19 protein-coding genes and 3 tRNA genes are annotated in these 20971 nt (G+C 58.3%); 15 read left to right on the top strand and 7 right to left on the bottom strand.

The genetic code is table 11. From position 1 onward, the window contains the following. Window positions 1–71: 71 nt before the first annotated feature. The 8 genes from cobU (at window position 72) to EQV96_RS10330 (ending at window position 5439) form a co-directional block, all read left to right on the top strand. Window positions 72–593 carry a bifunctional adenosylcobinamide kinase/adenosylcobinamide-phosphate guanylyltransferase gene (gene cobU / locus EQV96_RS10360; protein ID WP_095024311.1) on the top strand — a complete coding sequence of 174 codons (522 nt, stop codon included), beginning with the start codon at window positions 72–74 and terminating at the stop codon, window positions 591–593. Further along, on the top strand, window positions 590–1645 hold the full coding sequence (cobT, locus tag EQV96_RS10355) for a nicotinate-nucleotide--dimethylbenzimidazole phosphoribosyltransferase (protein WP_240881988.1): 1056 nt from the start codon (window positions 590–592) through the stop codon (window positions 1643–1645). Before cobU ends, cobT begins: the two co-directional genes overlap by 4 nt. Further along, entirely contained in the window at window positions 1642–2220 is a 579-nt protein-coding gene (gene cobC, locus EQV96_RS10350) for an alpha-ribazole phosphatase family protein (RefSeq protein WP_095019430.1), read from the top strand. The genes cobT and cobC overlap by 4 nt, the downstream gene beginning before the upstream one ends. After that, on the top strand, window positions 2220–2951 hold the full coding sequence (locus tag EQV96_RS10345; RefSeq protein WP_240881987.1) for an adenosylcobinamide-GDP ribazoletransferase: 732 nt from the start codon (window positions 2220–2222) through the stop codon (window positions 2949–2951). The genes cobC and EQV96_RS10345 overlap by 1 nt, the downstream gene beginning before the upstream one ends. 88 nt (window positions 2952–3039) lie before the next feature. Continuing rightward, on the top strand, window positions 3040–3453 hold the full coding sequence (locus tag EQV96_RS10340; RefSeq protein ID WP_095003093.1) for a MarR family winged helix-turn-helix transcriptional regulator: 414 nt from the start codon (window positions 3040–3042) through the stop codon (window positions 3451–3453). 61 nt (window positions 3454–3514) lie between these two features. After that, window positions 3515–4714 carry an MFS transporter gene (locus EQV96_RS10335; protein WP_165484598.1) on the top strand — a complete coding sequence of 400 codons (1200 nt, stop codon included), beginning with the start codon at window positions 3515–3517 and terminating at the stop codon, window positions 4712–4714. Continuing rightward, a complete protein-coding gene (locus tag EQV96_RS23260; protein ID WP_254925250.1) occupies window positions 4711–4833 on the top strand; it encodes a hypothetical protein in 123 nt (40 codons plus the stop codon). The genes EQV96_RS10335 and EQV96_RS23260 overlap by 4 nt, the downstream gene beginning before the upstream one ends. 54 nt (window positions 4834–4887) lie before the next feature. Further along, a complete protein-coding gene (locus EQV96_RS10330) occupies window positions 4888–5439 on the top strand; it encodes a glutathione peroxidase (RefSeq protein ID WP_165446506.1) in 552 nt (183 codons plus the stop codon). 86 nt (window positions 5440–5525) lie between these two features. Here EQV96_RS10330 and EQV96_RS10325 read toward each other — a convergent pair whose 3' ends face one another. The 3 genes from EQV96_RS10325 to EQV96_RS10315 all read right to left on the bottom strand — a co-directional run bounded on the left by EQV96_RS10325 (window position 5526) and on the right by EQV96_RS10315 (window position 7944). Further along, window positions 5526–6827: an outer membrane protein transport protein gene (locus EQV96_RS10325; protein ID WP_095003096.1), complete on the bottom strand. Its 1302-nt coding sequence runs from the start codon at window positions 6825–6827 to the stop codon at window positions 5526–5528. Between the two features lie 146 nt (window positions 6828–6973). After that, window positions 6974–7453 carry a hypothetical protein gene (locus tag EQV96_RS10320; RefSeq protein ID WP_095003097.1) on the bottom strand — a complete coding sequence of 160 codons (480 nt, stop codon included), beginning with the start codon at window positions 7451–7453 and terminating at the stop codon, window positions 6974–6976. Between the two features lie 266 nt (window positions 7454–7719). Continuing rightward, entirely contained in the window at window positions 7720–7944 is a 225-nt protein-coding gene (locus EQV96_RS10315) for a hypothetical protein (RefSeq protein ID WP_019407963.1), read from the bottom strand. Between the two features lie 972 nt (window positions 7945–8916). Between EQV96_RS10315 and EQV96_RS10310 the strand changes: the two genes are divergently transcribed. Continuing rightward, on the top strand, window positions 8917–9240 hold the full coding sequence (locus EQV96_RS10310; protein WP_095003098.1) for a hypothetical protein: 324 nt from the start codon (window positions 8917–8919) through the stop codon (window positions 9238–9240). Window positions 9241–9412: 172 nt separating this feature from the next. Next, window positions 9413–10777, top strand: a complete 1365-nt coding sequence (gene rmuC / locus EQV96_RS10305; protein ID WP_165446514.1) for a DNA recombination protein RmuC — start codon at window positions 9413–9415, stop codon at window positions 10775–10777. A 115-nt stretch (window positions 10778–10892) separates the two neighbouring features. Here the strand turns inward: rmuC and EQV96_RS10300 are convergent, their stop codons facing one another. Further along, window positions 10893–14363 carry a PAS domain-containing hybrid sensor histidine kinase/response regulator gene (locus EQV96_RS10300; RefSeq protein WP_095003100.1) on the bottom strand — a complete coding sequence of 1157 codons (3471 nt, stop codon included), beginning with the start codon at window positions 14361–14363 and terminating at the stop codon, window positions 10893–10895. Between the two features lie 241 nt (window positions 14364–14604). Here EQV96_RS10300 and EQV96_RS10295 point away from each other — a divergent pair, with 241 nt between their 5' ends. Both EQV96_RS10295 and EQV96_RS10290 read left to right on the top strand, forming a co-directional pair. Further along, window positions 14605–15756, top strand: a complete 1152-nt coding sequence (locus tag EQV96_RS10295) for a TDT family transporter (protein ID WP_240881986.1) — start codon at window positions 14605–14607, stop codon at window positions 15754–15756. Window positions 15757–15871: 115 nt separating this feature from the next. Further along, window positions 15872–17746: an MFS transporter gene (locus EQV96_RS10290; protein ID WP_240882137.1), complete on the top strand. Its 1875-nt coding sequence runs from the start codon at window positions 15872–15874 to the stop codon at window positions 17744–17746. A 96-nt stretch (window positions 17747–17842) separates the two neighbouring features. Here EQV96_RS10290 and sugE read toward each other — a convergent pair whose 3' ends face one another. The 3 genes from sugE to rdgC all read right to left on the bottom strand — a co-directional run bounded on the left by sugE (window position 17843) and on the right by rdgC (window position 20294). Continuing rightward, window positions 17843–18157: a quaternary ammonium compound efflux SMR transporter SugE gene (sugE, locus tag EQV96_RS10285; protein WP_095003103.1), complete on the bottom strand. Its 315-nt coding sequence runs from the start codon at window positions 18155–18157 to the stop codon at window positions 17843–17845. Between the two features lie 118 nt (window positions 18158–18275). Further along, the gene (locus tag EQV96_RS10280; RefSeq protein ID WP_095003104.1) at window positions 18276–19241 is read right to left on the bottom strand and encodes a bile acid:sodium symporter family protein; all 966 of its coding nucleotides are present in this window, start codon (window positions 19239–19241) and stop codon (window positions 18276–18278) included. Window positions 19242–19373: 132 nt separating this feature from the next. Beyond that, on the bottom strand, window positions 19374–20294 hold the full coding sequence (gene rdgC, locus EQV96_RS10275) for a recombination-associated protein RdgC (protein WP_088379231.1): 921 nt from the start codon (window positions 20292–20294) through the stop codon (window positions 19374–19376). 160 nt (window positions 20295–20454) lie between these two features. Between rdgC and EQV96_RS10270 the strand changes: the two genes are divergently transcribed. From EQV96_RS10270 to EQV96_RS10260, 3 genes are all read left to right on the top strand, one after another. Beyond that, window positions 20455–20530 (top strand) — tRNA-Val (locus EQV96_RS10270). 19 nt (window positions 20531–20549) lie between these two features. Then, a tRNA-Asp gene (locus EQV96_RS10265) sits at window positions 20550–20626 on the top strand. A gap of 218 nt (window positions 20627–20844) precedes the next feature. Next, window positions 20845–20920 (top strand) — tRNA-Val (locus tag EQV96_RS10260). Window positions 20921–20971: the final 51 nt, after the last annotated feature.

Here is a 20971-nt window from a genome sequence, read left to right as displayed (position 1 = left end):
GCGAACAATGCCACTTCGCGAGCAGGCTCTCTGCCACAGTGGACTTGCCGCATTTCCAGAGGTTAATTGACATGCTGCAACTGATTTTGGGTGGCGCCCGTTCGGGCAAGAGCCGTCTGGCTGAAAAGCTCGCGGCCGAGTCTGGCTGTGCTGTTACCTATATCGCCACCAGCCAGCCGCTGGACGGCGAGATGAATGAGCGCGTGCGTCATCATCGCGAACGCCGCCCTGAACATTGGGCGCTGATTGAAGAACCGATCGAATTGGCCCGCGTACTGCGCGACAACGCGCGCGCCGATGCTTGCCTGCTGGTTGATTGCCTGACGCTATGGCTAACCAACCTGCTGATGCTTGAAGACCTTCAGCGCCTGAACGCCGAGCGTGATGCGCTGCTGGAATGCCTGGCTGAGCTGCCGGGCGAAATCCTGTTTGTCAGCAACGAAACCGGAATGGGTGTCGTACCGCTGGGCGAATTGACTCGCCGCTATGTCGATGAAGCCGGTTGGTTGCATCAAGCCCTGGCCGAGCGCTGTCAGCGAGTCGTGTTGACAGTGGCTGGCCTGCCCCTGACGTTGAAAGGAACTGCACTATGAGCACCCCCTGGTGGCTGAAGCCCTGCAAACCCGTTGATCGTGACATGCAAGCTGCTGCGGGCGAGCATCAGCAACAACTGACCAAACCCGCGGGCTCGCTAGGTCAACTTGAGGCGCTGGCAGTGCAACTGGCCGGGTTGCAAGGGCGGCTCAAGCCCCGTGTCGATCAACTTTGGATCGGCATTTTTGCCGGCGATCACGGCGTGGTTGCCGAGGGTGTCTCGGCTTATCCGCAGGCGGTGACCGGGCAAATGCTGCATAACTTTGTCAGCGGCGGCGCGGCGATCAGCGTGTTGGCCCGTCAGTTGGGTGCGCAACTGGATGTCGTGGACCTGGGCACGGTCACGCCGATGCTGGAGCTGGCCGGGGTGCGGCACCTGCAGTTGGGTGCGGGTACGGCCAATTTCGTCCAGGCCCCGGCGATGTCTGACAGCCAGGGTTTGAGAGCCCTGCAGGCCGGGCGCGACAGCGTGCTGCGGGCGCAGGCGGCAGGCAGTGAAGTGTTTATTGGCGGTGAAATGGGCATCGGCAACACGGCGTCCGCGAGTGCGGTGGCCAGTGCGTTGCTCGCTTGTCCGGCTTCGCTGTTGACCGGGCCGGGTACTGGCCTGGATGCGGCGGGAGTGAGCCACAAGGCACGGGTGATTGAGCGGGCGCTGGCGTTTCACGAGGGGCATCTCGATGATCCGCTGCAGACCCTGTTTCGTCTGGGTGGCTTTGAAATTGCAGCCCTGGTCGGTGCTTATGTGGCCTGCGCTCAAGAGGGTCTGGTGGCGGTGGTCGATGGCTTTATCTGCACCGTTGCGGCCATGGTCGCCGTGCGCCTGAATCCACAGTGTCGTGAGTGGCTGGTGTTCAGCCACCGCGGGGCAGAGCAGGGCCATCGTCATGTGCTCGAGAGCCTGCAGGCCGAGCCATTGCTTGATCTGGGATTGCGCCTGGGCGAGGGCAGCGGTGCTGCGCTGGCGGTGCCGTTGATGCGTCTGGCCTGCGACCTGCACGGGCAGATGGCGACGTTTGCCCAAGCCGCAGTGGCAGATCGCCCGGCATGACCGTACAGCTGGATTTGCTGCGTCATGGCGAAACCGAGCTGGGAGGCGGTTTGCGCGGCAGCCTGGACGACGCCTTGACGGCTCTGGGCTGGACGCAAATGCGTGATGCGGTCCAGGGCAAAGGGCCGTGGGATCGTATCGTCAGCTCGCCGTTGCAGCGTTGTGCATTGTTTGCCCGGGAGTTGAGCGTGCAGCTCGATATTCCCGTGTCTTTCGACAAAGATCTGCAAGAGCTGCATTTTGGTGCGTGGGAAGGGCGCAGTGCTGCGGCGCTGATGGAAACCGACGAGCAGGCCCTGGGCTTGTTCTGGGCTGACCCCTATGCTTTTACTCCGCCCGAGGGTGAGCCAGTGCTGGCGTTTTCGGCGCGGGTGTTGGCTGCCGTCAGCCGTTTGCAGCAACAGTTCGCCGGTGAGCGTTTGCTGGTGGTTTGCCATGGTGGGGTAATGAAACTGTTGCTGGCCCGGGCTCGTGGCTTGCCCCGTGAGCATCTGTTGCAAGTGCCTGTGGGCCACGGCGCGCTCATTGGTTTGCGGGTCGGTGCGGATGATCAGTTGCTCGAGGTTGGCGAGTGATGTTGCCGTTCTGGATTGCCCTGCAGTTTTTAAGCAGCTTGCCGATTCGCTTGCCCGGGATGCCCCAGCCTCAAGAACTGGGGCGCTCTTTGTTGTTTTACCCGCTGGTGGGATTGTTGTTCGGCCTGCTGCTGTACGGCGTTAGCGGGCTGCTGTCCGATGCGCCGTTGATGTTGCACGCCGCCTTGTTGCTGACCCTTTGGGTGTTGCTCAGTGGCGGTTTGCACCTGGACGGCCTGGCTGACAGTGCAGATGCCTGGTTAGGCGGTTTTGGTGATCGCGAACGCACCCTGACCATCATGAAAGACCCGCGCAGCGGGCCGATTGCGGTGGTTGTGTTGATTCTGGTGTTGTTGCTCAAGTTTTGCGCGCTGCTGGCGTTGCTTGAGCAGGGCAACGGTACTGCCTTGCTGATTGTCCCTTTGATCGGGCGCAGTGCTTTGCTGGCAGTATTCCTGACTACGCCCTATGTGCGCGCAGGTGGCTTGGGGCAGGCGCTGGCTGATCATCTGCCACGCAAGGCAGGCTGGTGGGTGCTGGGGCTTAGTGCCCTGGTTTGTGTACTGTTGGCCGGTTATTCGGGGTGGTGGGCGCTTGGCCTGGCAGCGCTGGGGTTCGTTTGGTTGCGCAGGGTGATGATCCGTCGTTTGGGCGGCACTACCGGTGATACTGCCGGGGCGCTGCTGGAACTGCTCGAAGTGCTGGTGCTGGTAGGATTGGCGCTGATCTGACGGTGCACGTGCCCGCTCCCACAAAAAACCGGGCGGGTGGCGTTACATAAATCTTGATTGTCTTTTATTGCGGGTATATACATACAAAATGTTACCAACCCAGTGTTTATGTACCAATCTGCGACGTGCTGCACGTGGCGTGAGCAGGCACTACGACGGCGCTCTCGATGGCTTCGGGATCAACGTCGCCCAGTATTCCTTGCTGTGCAATCTCAAGCGGCTCGATCAACCGAGCATTTCCACCCTGGCAGAAGCCATGGGGCTGGATCGCAGTACCTTGGGGCGTAATGTGCGGGTGCTTGAGGGCGCCGGGTTGCTGAAAATGACTGAGGGCGCAGACCAGCGTAACCGGCTGGTGTGCCTGACTCGGGCAGGTGAGGACTGCCTTGCGGCTGCCTTGCCGGCCTGGGAGGCCGCCCAGCAGCGCTTGATGGACCGTTTGGGCGAAACCAGGCGTGCGCAGCTGTTGCAACTGTTGGATGAGCTGGCGGGTAAAGACTGAAACTCAGTCGTTTGACTTTAAATGGGTATATACCCGCTTCCGGAGAATAATAATGACAACGGTGTGGCGCAACAGCGCTTGGGTTCTTCTTGGCAGTGCGCTCATTCTGGCATTGTCGTTGGGTGTCAGGCATGGCTTCGGGTTGTTTCTGCCGCCCATGAGCGCGCAGTTTGGCTGGGGGCGCGAGGTGTTTGCATTTGCCATCGCCCTGCAAAATCTGATCTGGGGCTTGGCACAGCCCTTTACCGGGGCGTTGGCTGATCGCTTTGGCGCGGCGAAAGTGGTGATCGTTGGCGGCGTGCTGTATGCCGTAGGGCTGTTGCTGATGGGGTTGGCAGACTCACCGCTGTCGCTGTCGTTGAGTGCGGGGTTGCTGATTGGTATCGGCCTGTCGGGCACATCGTTCTCGGTAATTCTGGGGGTGGTTGGCCGTGCCCTGCCTGCAGAAAAACGCAGCATGGGCATGGGCATCGCCAGTGCCGCAGGATCTTTCGGTCAATTTGCCATGTTACCCGGCACCCTGGGCCTTATTGGCTGGCTCGGCTGGTCGACGGCGCTTTTGGTGTTGGGCGTACTGGTAGCGATGATTGTGCCATTAGTGGGCATGCTCAAGGATCGTCCGCTGCCAAGCCTGGGCGGTGAGCAAACCCTCAGGGAGGCCCTGCGTGAGGCCTGCTCGCATTCGGGCTTCTGGCTGCTGGCGTTGGGTTTTTTTGTTTGCGGCTTTCAGGTGGTGTTTATCGGTGTCCACCTGCCAGCCTATCTGGTGGATCAGCATTTGCCGGCGACAGTTGGCACCACGGTGCTGGCGCTGATCGGTCTGTTTAATATCTTCGGTACTTACACGGCTGGCTGGCTCGGCGGGCGCATGTCCAAGCCGCGCTTGCTGACGGCCTTGTACCTGGCGCGGGCGGTAGTGATCGTATTGTTTTTGTGGGCGCCGATCACACAACTCAGCGCTTACCTGTTTGGCATGGCCATGGGCTTTTTGTGGTTGTCGACGGTACCGCTGACCAATGGCACGGTGGCGACCCTGTTTGGCGTGCGTAACCTGTCGATGCTGGGCGGGATCGTATTTCTCTTCCATCAGCTGGGGGCTTTTCTGGGCGGCTGGCTGGGTGGCGTGGTCTATGATCAGACCGGCAGCTATGATCTGATCTGGCAAGTCTCGATTTTGTTGAGCCTGTTGGCGGCTGCCTTGAACTGGCCCGTGCGCGAGCGCCCGGTGGCCCGTTTGCAGGCGCAAGGGAGTTTAGGATGAGTGCAAGCTGGATCTGGTTGGGTGCAGTCAGTGCCGGTGCCTTGTTGCTGGCTCTTGTCTGGTGGGGCTGGCATCAGGGTGGGCTGGCCTTGATGCAGTTGGGTATGGGTGCTTGCTAGTGTAGCGGCGGATGAGTAAGTTCTGAGCTTGCCTCTTTCTCAAGGACACCGATGATGCTTAAGCGCTGGATTGCGATGCCTGTATTGCTGTTGGCCTGCGCCGGTTCGGTCTGGGCGGCGGATTGCCCGCCTTTACTGGAGGGCTCGTTGCCCAAGTTGCGGGCCAAGGAATCGATTGATCTGTGCCAGCGCTTTGCCGGTAAACCGCTGTTGATCGTCAATACCGCGAGTTTTTGCGGATTTGCTCCGCAGTTCAAGGGGCTTGAGGCGTTGAACCAGCGCTACAAGGGCCAGGGGCTGGAGCTGATCGGCGTGCCTTCAGACGACTTCAAGCAAGAGGCCAAGGATGGTGAGGAGACGGCAAAGGTCTGCTACGTCAACTATGGCGTGACGTTCACCATGATCGATCCACAGCATGTGCGCGGGCCTGATGCCGCGCACCTGTTCAAGGTACTGGCCGAGCAGAGCAATGCGCCGAAGTGGAACTTCTACAAGTATGTGGTGGATCGCCAGGGCAATGTGATTGCCAGCTTCTCCAGTTTAACCAAGCCCGACAGTCCTGAATTGATCGAAGCCATCGACAAGGCCATTGCTTCAAGGCCCTGAATCGCAGCCATTAAAAAGCCCCGCCTCGGTAACGAGAGCGGGGCTTTTTTTGATTCAGCTGGCGAGGGGATTAGCCTCGCGGAGAATCAGAACTTGTAGGTTGCACCTACAGCAAAACCGTTAGCGCTGTTTTCATATTTGGAGCTGTAGTAACTACCGATCTGAGGTTTGGCGTCATCAACCTTGACGGACTCTTCCTTGAGGTAGGAATAAGCCACGTCAATGTTCAGGTTGTCATTGACGGCATAACCGGCACCCAAGCTGAAAATGGTACGGTCGCCGGTAGGGATACGTGGCGAGCGATTTTCATTGTTGGTAGGCGACTGGTCCCAGGTCAGACCGGTACGCAGTACCCACTGCTTGTTCAACTGGTACGAAGTACCGATGGCGTATGCCCAGGTATCGTGCCAGTTCTGCTCTTCCTTGATGGTGCTGAACAGTGCGGGCGATGCGGCGCCGCCGGCAGCGGCGGTTACGCCTTCGTTCTCTACGGTGATGTCTTTCAGGCGGCTCCAGCGAGTCCAGGTAGTACCTGCATAAACCTTCCACGCGTCATTGATTTCTTGTGTAACCGACAGGTCCCAGGATTCAGGGGTGTCGATTTTCAGCGAGGCGTCATAACGGTTGCTTTTCAGGCGGGCAGCCGTGAACGGGTCGCTGCTGGCCGTGACGTTAGTGTGGCCTTCGAGCTTGTATTTAACCTTGGAGTGGTAAGTCAAACCAACGCGAGTGGTATCGGTAGCCTGTACCAATACACCAACGTTAAAGCCCAGAGCGGTATCGTCGCCCTTGATTTTTACATTGCTGTCGCCTGCCCCGGCCAGTGGGTTCGGGGTCAGTCTGACTTCGGACTCGAGTGTACCGGCGATGCGGTTAATGGTCGGGCCAAAGCCGATCGATACCTTGTCGTTGAATGCATAGCTGACGGTAGGTTGCAGGGTTACAACTTTTACTTCGCTTTTGCTGCCGAAGCCGCGGCCCTGGAAGCTGCTTTCGTAGTCGGTCACAAGGCCGAACGGAGCATAAACACCGAAGCCTACGGCCCACTCGTCATTGAGCTTGTTGGTGTAAAAGCCCATAGGGACGGCAGTAAATGGAACCATGTCGCCTTTATTGGTACCCGAGATGCTGCCACGGGCATCCTTGATATCGGTCGAAGCATCAATAACAGCGATACCGCCTGTTACTTGCTGGCCGCTGAGGCGGGACATACCGGCAGGGTTACCGAAAACGGTACTTGCATCGTCGGCAGAAGATGAACGACCTGCGAAGCCGGTCCCCATACCGCTGACGCTTTGTTCGTTGAGTGCGAAGCCGCTAGCGAAAATCTGGCTGGAAGCCAAAGTGACGGCGAGGCCAAGTGTGGTCTTGAGCATTACTTTTTTCATTATTAGAACTCCTTATGATCACCGGACGAAAACTACCAACATTTTTGTGGTTGCGCTATAGGCTAAATCGAAGAAGATAGCGATGTTTTGTAGGACAATCCGACCGGTTTTAAATCATTTACACGTTGTTATAGTAGGTGGGAATCTCAAGCAATCTGGTTGAGAGGTGAGACGCAGCTGTGCCAGGCGTGGGCAAAATCGCGCAAACGTCCATGTGGTTCAAAGGCTTGGCGCCAGATCCTTGCCATGCCCAATAAATCGTCAGCCGCGGGGACAACGACTTTGTGTTGCTCTATCAACAGCCAGGCAATGGCGGTGGCGTAGCGCAAATTAACCGTGAGCTCGATATGAGGGCTGCACAAAAACGCATGCTGACTGGCCAGCCCGCGAACCAGGCTCGCCAGATCCGGGTCGTGGGCCAGGTATTGGTCCCACAGGTCCGCATGGCGTATCTCACGTATGCAATAAAGGCCGTGACCGTGGCGATCGTGCAGGGCCGAGCCCAGGTGCGACTGGCTGGCCGCAATACCTAGCAACAAAGCTTCTGCATCCGGGTTGTCTTGCCCCAGATACAGAAGCGTTGGCCGGATCACGTAATGGCTCAACTCTCTGGCAGCGATACCCATAAAGTCCTCGAGGCCTGAAAATGACCAGCGAGGCCCATGCGCTTGGCAGCAGTGGATCGGAAGGGGTCGCTGGAAGCGGATCATGCCGCTTGAGTTGAAGTGTAGTGTCAGATTCTCGCTGTAAAGTTATGTTTTTAAAACATTTAAAGCTTCGGTCAGCGGGCTATATATCCGCAAGTAATTAAACAATGCCGGATATTTCTTAAAGTGCAGGCAATAAAAAGCCCTGCTAATCAGGCAGGGCTTGATGTGTAGCGCTCAAGCTATCAGGCAATCAGGGCCTGACGGGTACGCTCGATCACAGCTTGCAGAGGTTCTGCGCTGGAATACTGGTCGGGGTACAGGCGTTCGCTGTGACGGGCAATACCGTGTTCGTTGACCAGGGTGAAACTGAAGCATCCTTTGCGAGCGGCCATAATCAGGCAGTTCATTGGGGCAAAGGCGTTGGTTAGGGTGCGAATGGCATCCTGAGTATGGATTTGAGTAGACATAGTTATTAGGTGTTCCTACAAATGACACGGAATCTGATCCGTGCTGCGTTAAAACGTTCCAGTGACGTCGAGCCATTCTTTGGCTGGACGAAGAACCTGACTGGAACAAAGCCGCCAGTTGGAGCGCATTAAGTATGTGGCGCTTGGGCTGGCAGGTAGGTACTTAGGAGGGCAGGCAGTCACAACAGGAGCTAAGGTTCCGTGCTCCGGGTGAAGATCCTGATCAATTTGCAGGTTGGTTCGGTCAGAGTAAAAGAACTTCGCGATACCCTGTGCGTTTGTGCAGAGGCCGTATCGTCGCAAGATTTACCTGGAAACCATCGAGGGGGTCGATCCCGTTTGTTCAGCTTACGTTCGCTTTTTGCGAGGTGCTGGAGGGATTTGTTCGGCCCGAATTGACTTTCAGCTTGGTACTAACGCTGCGGATACTAACGGGTTGAATTTTTAAACGCAAGTATGCTAGCAAAAATACTTTATGTGGCCATGCCGCAACCTCAGGTTGGCGTGTGGCGCTGACTAGTACATTTCAGCGGTTTCGCCAGTAGCGCCGTGTGTGTGTTCTGTCGGCAACAAGCCCCTTGAATGAAGCGCCGCAGCGGTGCGTCAGCGTGCAAGCCGTGCCCGGTAAAGGCCCGATTTTTTGCTCTGAATGTGAGCTTGTGCACATTAACAGTGCTGGTGGCAAAATCAGCGCAGATACCCGTGTTTTGCTCTTGCTAGCCTGCCTTGTAAATTTAAGTCAATGAAAAACATCGTTTTTTTTAATTGGTGAAAAAATCGACAGTTTGACCTGAGGCCGCGCGGGGTGGGCGTTTGCGGGGGTTAAAGCAAGGTTGTCCACTGACTTATCCACAGGATCTGTGGATTGTCCAAAGCGCTTGCTCTAGATCAAGGGTATCGACTTTTTTGGGCTTTACCCGGACGAAAAAAGGAGTAGAGTGGCGCGCCTTCTGTTCTGCCCTACAGTGTCGTATGAAGTTCCGCACCGCTACTTCCTCTGTTGCTCGTCCCAATACATCCACTGAAGCACCCAAACGCTTTTCTTTGCGGGTCGCGATCTGGCTGCTGGATAACCCGCGCCTGAGCGCCAGCCCCAGCGTCAAACACGTGGCCGGTCATTTGCTCAAGCAACCTGCCCGCCAGGGTGTGGTGCTGGCGCAAAGCCGTTTGGGCCAGTTGATGTGCCGTGAATGCGGCAGCGCCCGCGATCAGCGCATTGGCCACGAACTGTTGCGTCAGGCCGCTCGCGCCGGTGATCGTCTGGCCCAGCAGGAATTGAACAAGACCCAAGACTGAGCTGTCTTCGGCGCGGCCTGTTGGTTAACCTTGTTCTTTTACCTCGTGCGGAGGGTTTATGGCCCTGGATCTAAGCAGCCTGTTGCTTGGCCTGGCAGTAGCGGGCGTGCCGTTGCTGGCGTTAATCTGGCAGTTGCAACGCAAACTCGGCAGCCATCCCGCTGAGCTGGCGTTGCTCAACGAGCGTTTGAATACGGCGCAGTTGGCCCAGGAAGGTCTGGGCGCCCAGCTGGATGCCTGTCGCGACGAGGTCAGTGACCTGGGTCAGGCCAATGCCGCCAAGCAGGCCGAGCTGGCAGCATTGAGCCGCGAAGTAGAGCTCTTGCAGGTGGAGCGCGACAATGGGCGCGACGCCGCCCATGCCTGGAACCTGGAGCGCAACCAGAAAGAAGTCGAACTGCGGCGCCTGGATGCTCATGCGTCTGGGCTGGCTGCAGAGTTGCGTGAACAGCAAGACAGCCATCAGCAACGACTGAACGACCTGCAGGGTTCCCGGGACGAGCTGCGGGCCCAGTTTGCCGAGCTGGCGGGCAAGATCTTTGATGAGCGCGAGCAGCGTTTCGCCGAAACCAGCAATGAGCGCCTCGGGCAGTTGCTCGATCCGCTTAAAGAACGCATTCAGTCGTTTGAAAAGCGCGTCGAAGAAAGCTATCAGCAGGAATCGCGGGAGCGCTTTTCCCTCGGCAAAGAACTGGAGCGCCTGCAACAGTTGAATTTGCGCCTGAGCGATGAGGCGACCAACCTGACTCGCGCCCTCAAAGGCCAGAAGACCCAGGGTAACTGGGGTGAGTTGATTCTGGAGCGGGTGCTGGAGCACGCGGGGCTTGAGAAGGGCCGCGAGTACCAGACTCAGGTCAGCCTCAAGGGGCCGGACGGAGAGCGTTTCCAGCCAGACGTGTTGATCATGTTGCCCGGTGACAAGCAGGTGGTGGTCGACTCCAAGGTCAGCCTGACGGCTTATCAGCAATATGTGGGGGCTGACGACGACGTGATCGGGCAGGCGGCGCTCAAGCAGCATGTGCTATCGCTGCGCAATCATGTGAAAGGGTTGGCCAGCAAGGACTACAAGCGTCTGGAGGGGTTGCACAGCCTGGATTTCGTGTTGTTGTTCGTGCCCATCGAAGCGGCTTTTTCGGCGGCGTTGCAGGCCGAGCCCAACTTGTTTCAGGAAGCATTTGACCGTCATATCGTGATCGTCAGCCCAACCACGCTGCTGGCCACCTTGCGGGTAATCGACAGCCTCTGGAAACAAGAGCGCCAAGGCCAGAACGCCCGCGAAATTGCCGAGCGTGCCGGTTGGCTGTACGACAAGTTTGTTTTGTTTATTCAGGATCTGGATGAAGTGGGCAATCGCCTGCAGCAGCTGGACAAGGCCTACAGCTCAGCTCGCAATAAGCTGACGGAAGGCCGCGGCAATCTGGTCAGCCGCAGCGAACAGCTCAAGCTGCTGGGGGCCCGGGCCAGCAAGAGCCTGCCAGCCGACCTGCTGGAGCGGGCCATGACCGACGAAGAGGGTGTCGCCCACCCGGCGGAATAAGCGGTGTGCATGGCTTTGTGGGGGGGGGGGCTTGCTGCGATGGCATCAACCAGGCTCTGCAAGTAAACCGAGTTGGCACTATCGCGAGCAAGCCCGCTCCCACAAGGGCGCTCAGCTAGAGCGGCACATGCCTGCTCAGCAGCGCCCGCAGCACGGCGGGCTTGACCGGCTTGGGCAGATACTCAAGACCGGCCGCATGCACCTCGGCGATCATCTCGGGGCGGCCATCGGCGCTGATGACCACGCCCGGTACAGGCTCGCCCAACTGGGCTCTTAGCCAGCGCATCAGCTCTGTCCCGACCTCGCCATCATCCAGATGGTAATCAACCAGTACCAACTGCGGCCGCACGCCTTCATTAAGCAACGCCGCGCATTCTTCGCGGTTGCGCGCTGTCCAGACCTGGCAGCCCCAGCGTGTCAGCAGGCTTTGCATGCCGATCAGGATGCTGTCTTCATTGTCGATACACAGCACTCGGGCGCCTGTTAGCGGTTGGCCATTCTGCTCGGCGACCACCGGCTGCGGTGCGGCCTGGCTCTTTGCCATCGGCACGCGCACGCTGAATACGCTGCCAAAGCCGGGCCATGAGCGCACTTGCAGGCTGTGCCCAAGTACGTGGCACAAGCCGTCGGCGATGGCCAGGCCCAGGCCCAGGCCTTTTTCGGCGCGGGTCTGGTGGCTGTCGAGGCGTTTGAATTCTTCAAAAATGACCTGCAGTTTGTCTTCCGGGATGCCCGGGCCACGGTCCCACACCTCAAGGCATAGCTCACTGCCGCGTCGGCGTACGCCCAGCAATACCGGGCCCTTGGCGTAGCGGAAGGCATTGGTGAGGAAATTTTGCAGGATCCGGCGCAGCAGTTTGATATCACTGTTGACCCGCACGCGGCTACCGTGAACCCGGAAGCTCAGGCCCTGTTCCTGGGCCTGTGCAGTGAACTCATTGCCCAGGGTTTCGAACAGGTCATTTATGGCAAAAGGCTTGATGTCGGGCGTGATCTTGCCGTTTTCCAGGCGGGAAATATCCAGCAGGTCGCTGATCAGGTCTTCAGCCGAACGCAGTGAGCTGTCCAGATGCTGCACCAGCTTGCGGGCTTCGGCGCTCAAGCCTTCCTCTTGATGAGAAAGAGCAGACGAGAACAGGCGTGCCGCGTTCATGGGCTGCATCAGGTCATGGCTGACTGCTGCCAGAAAACGGGTTTTCGACTGGCTGGCTGTTTCAGCCACGCCTTTGGCTTCGGTTAACGCCTGATTCAACTGCGACAGTTCAAAGGTGCGCTCGGCAACACGTTGCTCCAGGCCTTCATTGGCTTCGGTCAGGGCCTGTTCAGCTTCGCGGAACGCGGTGATGTCGGTGAAGCTCATGACGAAACCGCCGCCGGGCATCGGATTGCCGATCAGCTCGATGACGCGGCCATTGGGGAACAGGCGCTCGGAGGTATGCGCCCGACCCTGGCGCATCCAGTGCAGGCGCCGGGCCACATGCACTTCGGCTTCGCCGGGGCCGCACAGGCCGCGTTCAGCGTTGTGGCGGATAATGTCAGCAATCGGGCGCCCCACGCTGATCAACCCCTCCGGGTAGTCGAACAATTCCAGATAACGTCGGTTCCAGGCCACCAGCTTAAGTGACTGGTCGACCACGCTGATGCCCTGGGTGATGTTTTCAATGGCGCCCTGGAGCAAGGCGCGGTTGAACTGCAGTACTTCGGACGCTTCGTCGGCAATCCGCACCACGTCTTCCAGCTGCATTTCCCGGCCTTCAATCGCCGCTTTTACTACCGCACGGGTAGAGGACGCGCCGAGCACACCGGCCAGTAGCCGTTCGGTGTGGGCGATCCATTCGCCATTGGCGTTCTGGTTAGGGTTAAAGCCCTTGCCCTGACGGTAGGCGAAGCGAATAAAGCTCTGGTGCGCGCGTTCTTCGCCGACAAAGCGTGCGGCGAGGGCCAGCAGGTCATTGATCTGTACCGACAGCATCGAACGACCGCTGGGGTGGCTGCTCAGCTCCTGGCCGATAAAACGTCCGGCCTGCCAGTGTTCTGACACGCGGGTTCGCGACAGCACCGAAACCCAGGCAAACAGGGTGAAGTTGCCTGCCAGTGACAGCACTACACCCTGTGTCAGCGGGGTGATCGAAAGGCCCAGCGGGTTACTGTGCAGCCACGCCAGCCCAGGGAAGTGGCTCAGGTGCCAGCCAAAGCTGTGGGCGATGATCGGCAGTACCAGGGTGTAAAACCAGATAAAGGTGCCTGTCGCCAGTCCGGCGAAAACCCCCCGGCGGTTGGCCTGCTTCCAGTACAGGGCGCCGAGCATGGCCGGCGCCAGTTGGGTGACGGCAGCGAAGGCAATCTGGCCAATGGTGGCCAGGCTGGCGGTCGAGCCCAGCAGGCGGTAGCTGACATAGGCCAGCAGCAGAATCACCACAATCGACACGCGCCGCACCGAAAGCATCCAGTGGCGGAACACCTCGAACGGGCGCTCGGCGTTTTTGTGGCGCAACAGCCATGGCAGCAGCATGTCGTTGGAAACCATGGTCGACAGCGCCACGCTGGCCACGATGACCATGCCGGTGGCCGCCGATGCACCGCCGATAAAAGCCAGCAAGGCCAGCGCCGGGTGGGCCTGGGCCAGGGGCAGGCTGATCACGAATGAATCCGGTAATACCGAGCTTGGCAGCAACATTTGCCCGGCCAGGGCGATAGGCACTACAAACAGCCCGGCCAGAATCAGATAGGCCGGGAACACCCATTTGGCCAGTTGCAAGTCCTGGGGTTCGATGTTTTCCACCACGGTAACGTGGAACTGACGGGGCAGGCAGATAATCGCCATCATGGCCACGCCAGTCTGGACGATCATCGAGGGCCAATTGACGGTTTCTTTCCAGTACTCCTCAAGCCGCGGTGCGAGCATGGCTTGATTGAACAGATCGTCGAAGCCGTCATACAGCCCATAGGTTACGAAAGCGCCGACGGCGAGAAAGGCGAACAGCTTGACCAGCGACTCAAAGGCAATCGCCAGCACCATGCCGCGGTGGTGCTCGGTGGCATCGAGGTTGCGGGTGCCGAAGAGGATGGTGAACAGCGCCAGCACCAGGGTCACGATCAGCGCCGTGTCCTCGACCCTCGAGCCGGTTGCATCGGCGCCGGCGCCGATCAGCAGGTTGACCCCCAGCACAATGCCTTTGAGCTGCAGGGCGATATAGGGCAGTACGCCCACCAAGCAGATCAATGCCACCACAATGGCCAATGACTGGGACTTGCCGTAGCGGGCGGCAATAAAGTCGGCAATCGAGGTGATGTTCTCCTGTTTGCTGATCATCACCATCTTTTGCAGCACCCAGGGCGCGCATACCAGCAGCAGTACCGGCCCCAGGTAAATCGGCAGGAATGCCCAGAGTTGTTCGGCGGCCTGACCAACGGCGCCGAAGAACGTCCAACTGGTGCAGTACACCGCCAGCGACAGGCTATACACCCACGCGCGAACCCGCGGCGGCAGTGGTTTGCTGCGCCGGTCACCATAAAAGGCAATGGCAAACATAATGGCCATATAGGCCAGGGCAACGGCGGCAATCAGCCCGCTGGACAACGACATGGACGCTCCTGAAGGTATAAGGCCGCAAGCAATCCCGCTTGAGACAGCTAGTCTCGCATGATGTTCGGAGCGCGTCAGTGTCGACCATGGTCTGAGCGCGGCCTGGTGTCGCAGGGTTTGAAGTTGGTCGATATGATCTTATATAGGTGTAGTAGATAACAGTTAGAGAAATTACCCGTTATATAGATATTCGATTTGGTTCTACTCTAATTGCACCTCAAACGAGGCTCAGGAGGAACCCATGACTTGCCCAAACAAAGCCAAAGCCGCTTTTCGGCCATTTAGCCACTTGCAGCACCCCCGCGAAGTGATCCGCCAGTTCACCCCGAACTGGTTTGCCGCGACCATGGGTACGGGGGTTTTGGCCTTGGCACTGGCTCAATTACCGATGCATATTCCCGGTGTACATGCCTTTGCCGAAGGGTTGTGGTTGTTCAATATCGGTCTGTTTATTCTATTCAGCGTGCTTTATGGCGCGCGCTGGATGTTGTATTTCGACGAGGCGCAGCGCATTTTCGGGCACTCCACGGTGTCGATGTTTTTTGGCACCATTCCCATGGGCCTGGCGACCATCATCAACGGCTTTCTGGTGTTCGGCGTGCCGCGCTGGGGCGAAGGCATGGTGCAGGTGGCCGAAGTGCTGTGGTGGATCGATGTGGCCATGGCGCTGGGCTGTGGCGTGCTGATCCCCTACCTGATGTTTACCCGTCAGGATCACAGCATCGACCAAATGACTGCTGTCTGGCTGCTGCCGGTGGTGGCCGCTGAGGTTGCGGCAGCCAGTGGCGGTCTCTTGGCACCGTATCTGAGCGATACCGTCACGCAGTTTCATGTGCTGATTACCAGCTATGTACTGTGGGCGTTTTCGGTGCCGGTGGCATTCAGCATCCTGACCATTTTGATCCTGCGCATGGCGCTGCATAAACTGCCCCACGAGAGCATGGCTGCATCCAGCTGGCTGGCGTTAGGCCCTATCGGTACGGGTGCACTGGGCCTGCTGTTGCTGGGTGCCGATGCCCCGGAAATTTTTGCGGCCAATGGTCTGGCACGAATCGGTGAGATTGTCGAAGGCCTGGGCCTGATCAGCGGGGTGATTCTGTGGGGTGTGGGCTTGTGGTGGATTGTGATGGCGGCATTGATCACTATTCGCTACTTCCGCTCGGGCATCCCGTTCAACCTGGGCTGGTGGGGCTTCACCTTCCCGCTGGGGGTGTACTCGCTGGCCACCCTGCGCCTGGGCAGCATGCTGCACCTGAGCTTCTTTGATGTAGCCGGTTGCATCCTGGTGCTGGCACTGGCGCTGATGTGGCTGTTGGTCGGCAAGCGCACCGTGCAAGGGGCTTATCGCGGCGAGTTGTTTGTCTCGCCCTGCATTGCCGGGTTGAAGAAGTAAAACGTACCCTCGGGTTCTGTGCGCCTTTGCACAGAACCCGAGCAAGGTTGTGCCCTGAGTGTTACAACGGCCCTCCAAAGAAAAAGCCCTTCAGCGCAACGTGAGTACATGGATGATGAGTCACCCCTCGCAATTCAGCTTGCTAGGCAAGCGCCGCTTCCTGCCTTTTTTCGTGACCCAGGCCCTGGGCGCGCTCAATGACAACCTGTTCAAGCAATCGCTGATTCTGGCCATCCTTTATAAGCTCAATATCGAAGGTGACCGGGGTATCTGGGTCAATCTGTGCGCGTTGCTGTTTATCGTGCCTTTTTTCCTGTTCTCGGCCCTGGCCGGTCAGTTTGGTGAAAAGTACGCCAAGGACCGTCTGATTCGTCTGATTAAGCTGGGCGAAATCGCCATCATGGTGGTTGCAGCCATTGGCTTTGCATTCGACCACCTGGCATTGATGCTGGTCGCATTGTTCGCGATGGGCACCCATTCGGCGCTGTTCGGCCCGGTCAAGTACTCGATACTGCCGCAGACCCTGCGGCCAGAAGAGCTGGTGGGTGGTAATGGCCTGGTGGAAATGGGCACTTTTCTGGCGATTCTGGCGGGCACCATTGGCGCCGGGATCATGCTGTCCTCCGGCAATTACACGGTTATCGTTTCGCTGGTGATTATCGCGGTCGCAGTGCTGGGGTACCTGGCCAGTCGCGCCATTCCGTCTGCGCCGGCAGATACGCCGCAGTTGCGGCTGAACTGGAATATTTTCAGCGAATCCTGGGCCACTCTGCGCCTGGGTCTGAATCAGACGCCTGCGGTATCCCGTTCCGTGGTGGGCAATTCGTGGTTCTGGTTTGTTGGTGCGATCTACCTGACGCAGATCCCGGCCTACGCCAAGGACTGGCTGTCTGGCGACGAGACCGTTGTGACGTTGATCCTTACAGTGTTCTCAGTGGGTATCGCACTGGGGTCGTTGTTGTGCGAGAAACTGTCGGGGCGCAAGGTCGAAATTGGGCTGGTGCCCTTTGGTTCGTTTGGCCTGACCGTATTTGGCCTGTTGCTGTGGTGGCATTCGGGGCAGATGCCGCAAAACATCCAGGCCAACGACTGGCTGGGCGTGCTGGGTTTCAGCCAGGCCTGGTGGGTGCTGCTGGATATTCTTGGGCTCGGCGTGTTTGGCGGCTTCTATATAGTGCCGTTGTATGCGCTGATCCAGTCGCGCACCTCGGAGAGCGAGCGGGCGCGGGTGATCGCGGCCAACAATATCCTCAATGCGCTGTTTATGGTGGTGTCGGCACTGGTCACCATCCTGTTGCTCAGCGTGGCCGGGCTGACGATCCCCGAGTTGTTTCTGGTGGTGTCGTTGATGAATATTGCGGTCAACGCCTACATCTTCAAAATCGTGCCTGAATTCAGCATGCGCTTCTTGATCTGGCTGCTGGGCCATTCCATGTACCGCGTGCAGCACAAGCACCTGGAGCTGATCCCGGATGAGGGTGCGGCGTTGCTGGTGTGTAACCATGTGTCGTATGTCGATGCGCTGTTGATAGGCGGCGCAGTGCGTCGTCCGATTCGCTTTGTCATGTATTACAAAATTTACGATTTGCCGGTTCTGAACTTTATCTTCCGTACTGCGGGGACTATTCCCATTGCCGGTCGGGGGGAAGATGAAGCAATCCATGATCAGGCATTCGACAGGATTGCTCGCTATCTGGCTGACGGCGAACTGGTGTGCATCTTCCCTGAGGGCAAGCTCACCACGGACGGACAGATCGACGAGTTCAAGGCGGGGGTGATGCGGATTCTGGAGCGCACGCCGGTGCCGGTGATTCCGATGGCGTTGCAGGGGCTGTGGGGCAGTTTTTTCAGTCGCGATCCGCACAAGGGCTTTTTCCATCGCCTATGGTCGCGGGTGACGCTGGTTGCCGGTGCGCCGATAGCGGCTGATGAGGCTACGCAAAAGCTGTTGCGTGAGCGGGTGATGGCGTTGCGCGGGGCTGTGCAGTAAATCAAAGACACTGTGGGAGCGAGCCTGCTCGCGAAGGGGGACTTGAATACCAGGTCGGCCCAATCGCGAGCAAGCCCGCTCCCACAGTTTTTCGTGCTATGTGCTGACTTTAAGGCCCACCAGGCCGGCAATGATCAGTGCAACACTGGCCAGCCGGAACAACGCCATGGATTCACCAAACAGGATGATCCCGGCAATCACAGTGCCCACCGCGCCAACGCCCGTCCAGATTGCGTAGGCAGTGCCCAGCGGCAGTTCTTTCATGGCCAGACCCAGCAAGCCAAGGCTGATGATCATGGCGCCTACAGTCAGGGCCGTCGGCAACGGGCGGCTGAAACCGTCGGTGTACTTAAGGCCTACAGCCCAGCCAACTTCAAACAGGCCGGCGAAAAACAGAATGATCCAGGACATGGTCTTCTCCATCAACTGATGGGGTCGTCCCCGGAATAATCACTCGATGAGTCGCGAGGTCGTCCTCGCAGTGCGCAGTATATTGCACATGATTATTCCCACAGGCAACCCCGATTTTTCACTCAATAGCAGCCTTGGCTGCTGCCAGGCGATCTTCTTTTTCGCTCATGCGCCGGAAATAGGTCGACAGCAGCGCCCCCGAAATATTGTGCCAAACGCTGAACAGCGCACTGGGCACGGCCGCCAACGGCGAGAAGTGGGCGCTGGCCAGAGCCGCGCCCAGCCCCGAGTTCTGCATGCCGACTTCCAGGGCCAGGGATTTACGCTGGGCCAGGGGCAATTTGAACAGACGGCCGGTAAAGTAACCGAGCAAATAGCCGAAACTATTATGCAGTATCACCACGGCCATAATCAGCAAGCCGGACTTGGCGATTTGCGCCTGACTGGCCGCCACCACGGCGGCGACGATAATCACGATGCTGACCACTGACACCAGCGGCAGCACATCGACGGCAAAGCGCACCCGTGCGCCAAGCAGGCGCTGGGCCAGTACGCCGAGCACAATCGGTAGCAACACAACCTGCAGGATCGACCAGAACAGCTCCATAAACGAAACCGGCAGCCAGGCCGACGCCAGCAGCCAGATCAGGGCCGGGGTCAACAAGGGGGCGAGGAGGGTGGTCACGGCGGCAATCGCCACCGACAGCGCCAGATCGCCCCGGGCCAGCCAGGTCATGACATTGGACGAGGTACCGCTTGGGCAGCAACCGACCAGGATCACCCCAACGGCGATTTCCGGTGGCAGGTGGAACACCTGGCAAAGCAACCACGCCACGCCGGGCATGATCACGAAATGTGCAACCACACCCAGCGCCACACGCCAGGGGTGACGGGCGACTTCGGCGAAGTCATCGAGTTTGAGGGTCAGGCCCATGCCGAACATCACCACGCCAAGCAGCGGCACGATGTAGCCTTTAAGGCCAACAAACCAGGCTGGCTCAAGAAACGCCAGCACGGCAAAAATCAGAACCCAGTAAGCAAAGGTATTACCGACAAAGCGGCTTAAGGCAGCAAGTGCGCGCATGGTGGTCCTTATTGTGGTTGTTCTGGTGGATATGATTGTGGGAGCGAGCCTGCTCGCGAAGATCTCGTGAGCGCCGTGGCGCTAGTTTCGCGAGCAGGCTCGCTCCCACAAAAAAACGATTGCAGCGGGTGTTTAGATGCCCTGTGGGATCTCTTCGCCGCCCAGTGCTTCAAACAGCTGTGGCAAGAACTCGCCGAAGGTCAGCATCATCAGGGTGAAGCTGGCGTCCTGCTGGCCCAGATCGTCATCACCGCCGTCCTGTTCGGCCTGGTCTTGCAGCAGGTCTTCGAACTTCAGGCGTTTGACCACCAGTTTGTCGTCCAGTACGAACGACAGTTTGTCCTGCCAGGCCAGCGACAGCTGGGTTACGACTTTGCCAGTGCTCAAGTGCAGCTGGATTTCGTCGCTGGTCAGGTCCTGGCGCTTGCAGCGGATGATGCCGCCATCTTCATGGGTGTCGCGCAGCTCGCATTCGTCGAGGACAAAGAAGTTGTCGGCGGCTTTCTGGGTCTTGACCCATTCCGTCATCACCGCACTTGGTGCAACCTTGACTGCCAGTGGGCGAACCGGCAGCGAGCCGATCACTTCACGCAGGGTGGACAGTAAATCCTCGGCGCGTTTCGGGCTGGAGGCGTTAACCAGGATCAGGCCCTGTTTTGGCGCGATGGCGGCAAAGGTGGCGGAGCGGCGGATAAAGGCGCGGGGCAGAAACGCCTGGATGATTTCATCCTTGAGCTGATCGCGTTCCTTTTTGTAGACCTTGCGCATTTGCTCGGCCTCGATCTCTTCGACCTTCTCCTTTAATGCATCACGCACCACGCTGCTCGGCAGGATGCGCTCTTCTTTGCGGGCGGCAATCAGCAGGAAGTCCTGGCTGACGTGAACCAGCGGGGCGTCTTCGCCTTTGCCGAACGGGGCAACGAAACCGTAGGTGGCTACTTCCTGGCTTGAACACGGGCGGGCCAGTTTGGTGGCCAGTGCAGTTTCCAGCACCTGTGCATCAAATGGCAGATCTTGGGTCAGGCGATAGATAAGCAGGTTTTTGAACCACATGGGGTGAATCACTCCTATATACAAAGACGCATTATTCGCTTGATAACCTTAATAGGCCAACCCTGCGCTAAGCCTTTGTAGTGCTTGGGAAAATTATTTTAAAAAGTACTTGCCAGACTATAAGTCGCTCCGTAGAATGCGCGCCACACCGAGAGTGAAAGGGTGATTAGCTCAGCTGGGAGAGCATCTGCCTTACAAGCAGAGGGTCGGCGGTTCGATCCCGTCATCACCCACCATTCGCTCACAGTGTTACGCGCAGCGGTAGTTCAGTCGGTTAGAATACCGGCCTGTCACGCCGGGGGTCGCGGGTTCGAGTCCCGTCCGCTGCGCCATTTTTGTTGCCATAAGCCCCTTGAACGCTTGTGGTTGGGATAAGCCTGATAAATGCAGGTTTACCCGAAAGGCTTCGGTTTGGCAGTTCGCTGCGAAATCAAAGATGCAGGGCGATGGAAACGGATGTTTTTACAAGGCTTTGAAAAAAGCCAAATAAAAACAACCACTTACACAAATAGTGTGAGAGAATGCGCCCCGCAACGAAAGCGAAGTACAAGGGTGATTAGCTCAGCTGGGAGAGCATCTGCCTTACAAGCAGAGGGTCGGCGGTTCGATCCCGTCATCACCCACCACTTGCTTTCAATGTTACGCGCAGCGGTAGTTCAGTCGGTTAGAATACCGGC

Origin of the sequence: Pseudomonas sp. TMW22080 (assembly GCF_022496745.1) — a bacterium.
Taxonomy (GTDB): domain Bacteria; phylum Pseudomonadota; class Gammaproteobacteria; order Pseudomonadales; family Pseudomonadaceae; genus Aquipseudomonas; species Aquipseudomonas bubulae.
Note: the sequence above shows the minus strand (reverse complement) of the source record. Positions and strands in the feature narration are given on the sequence as shown.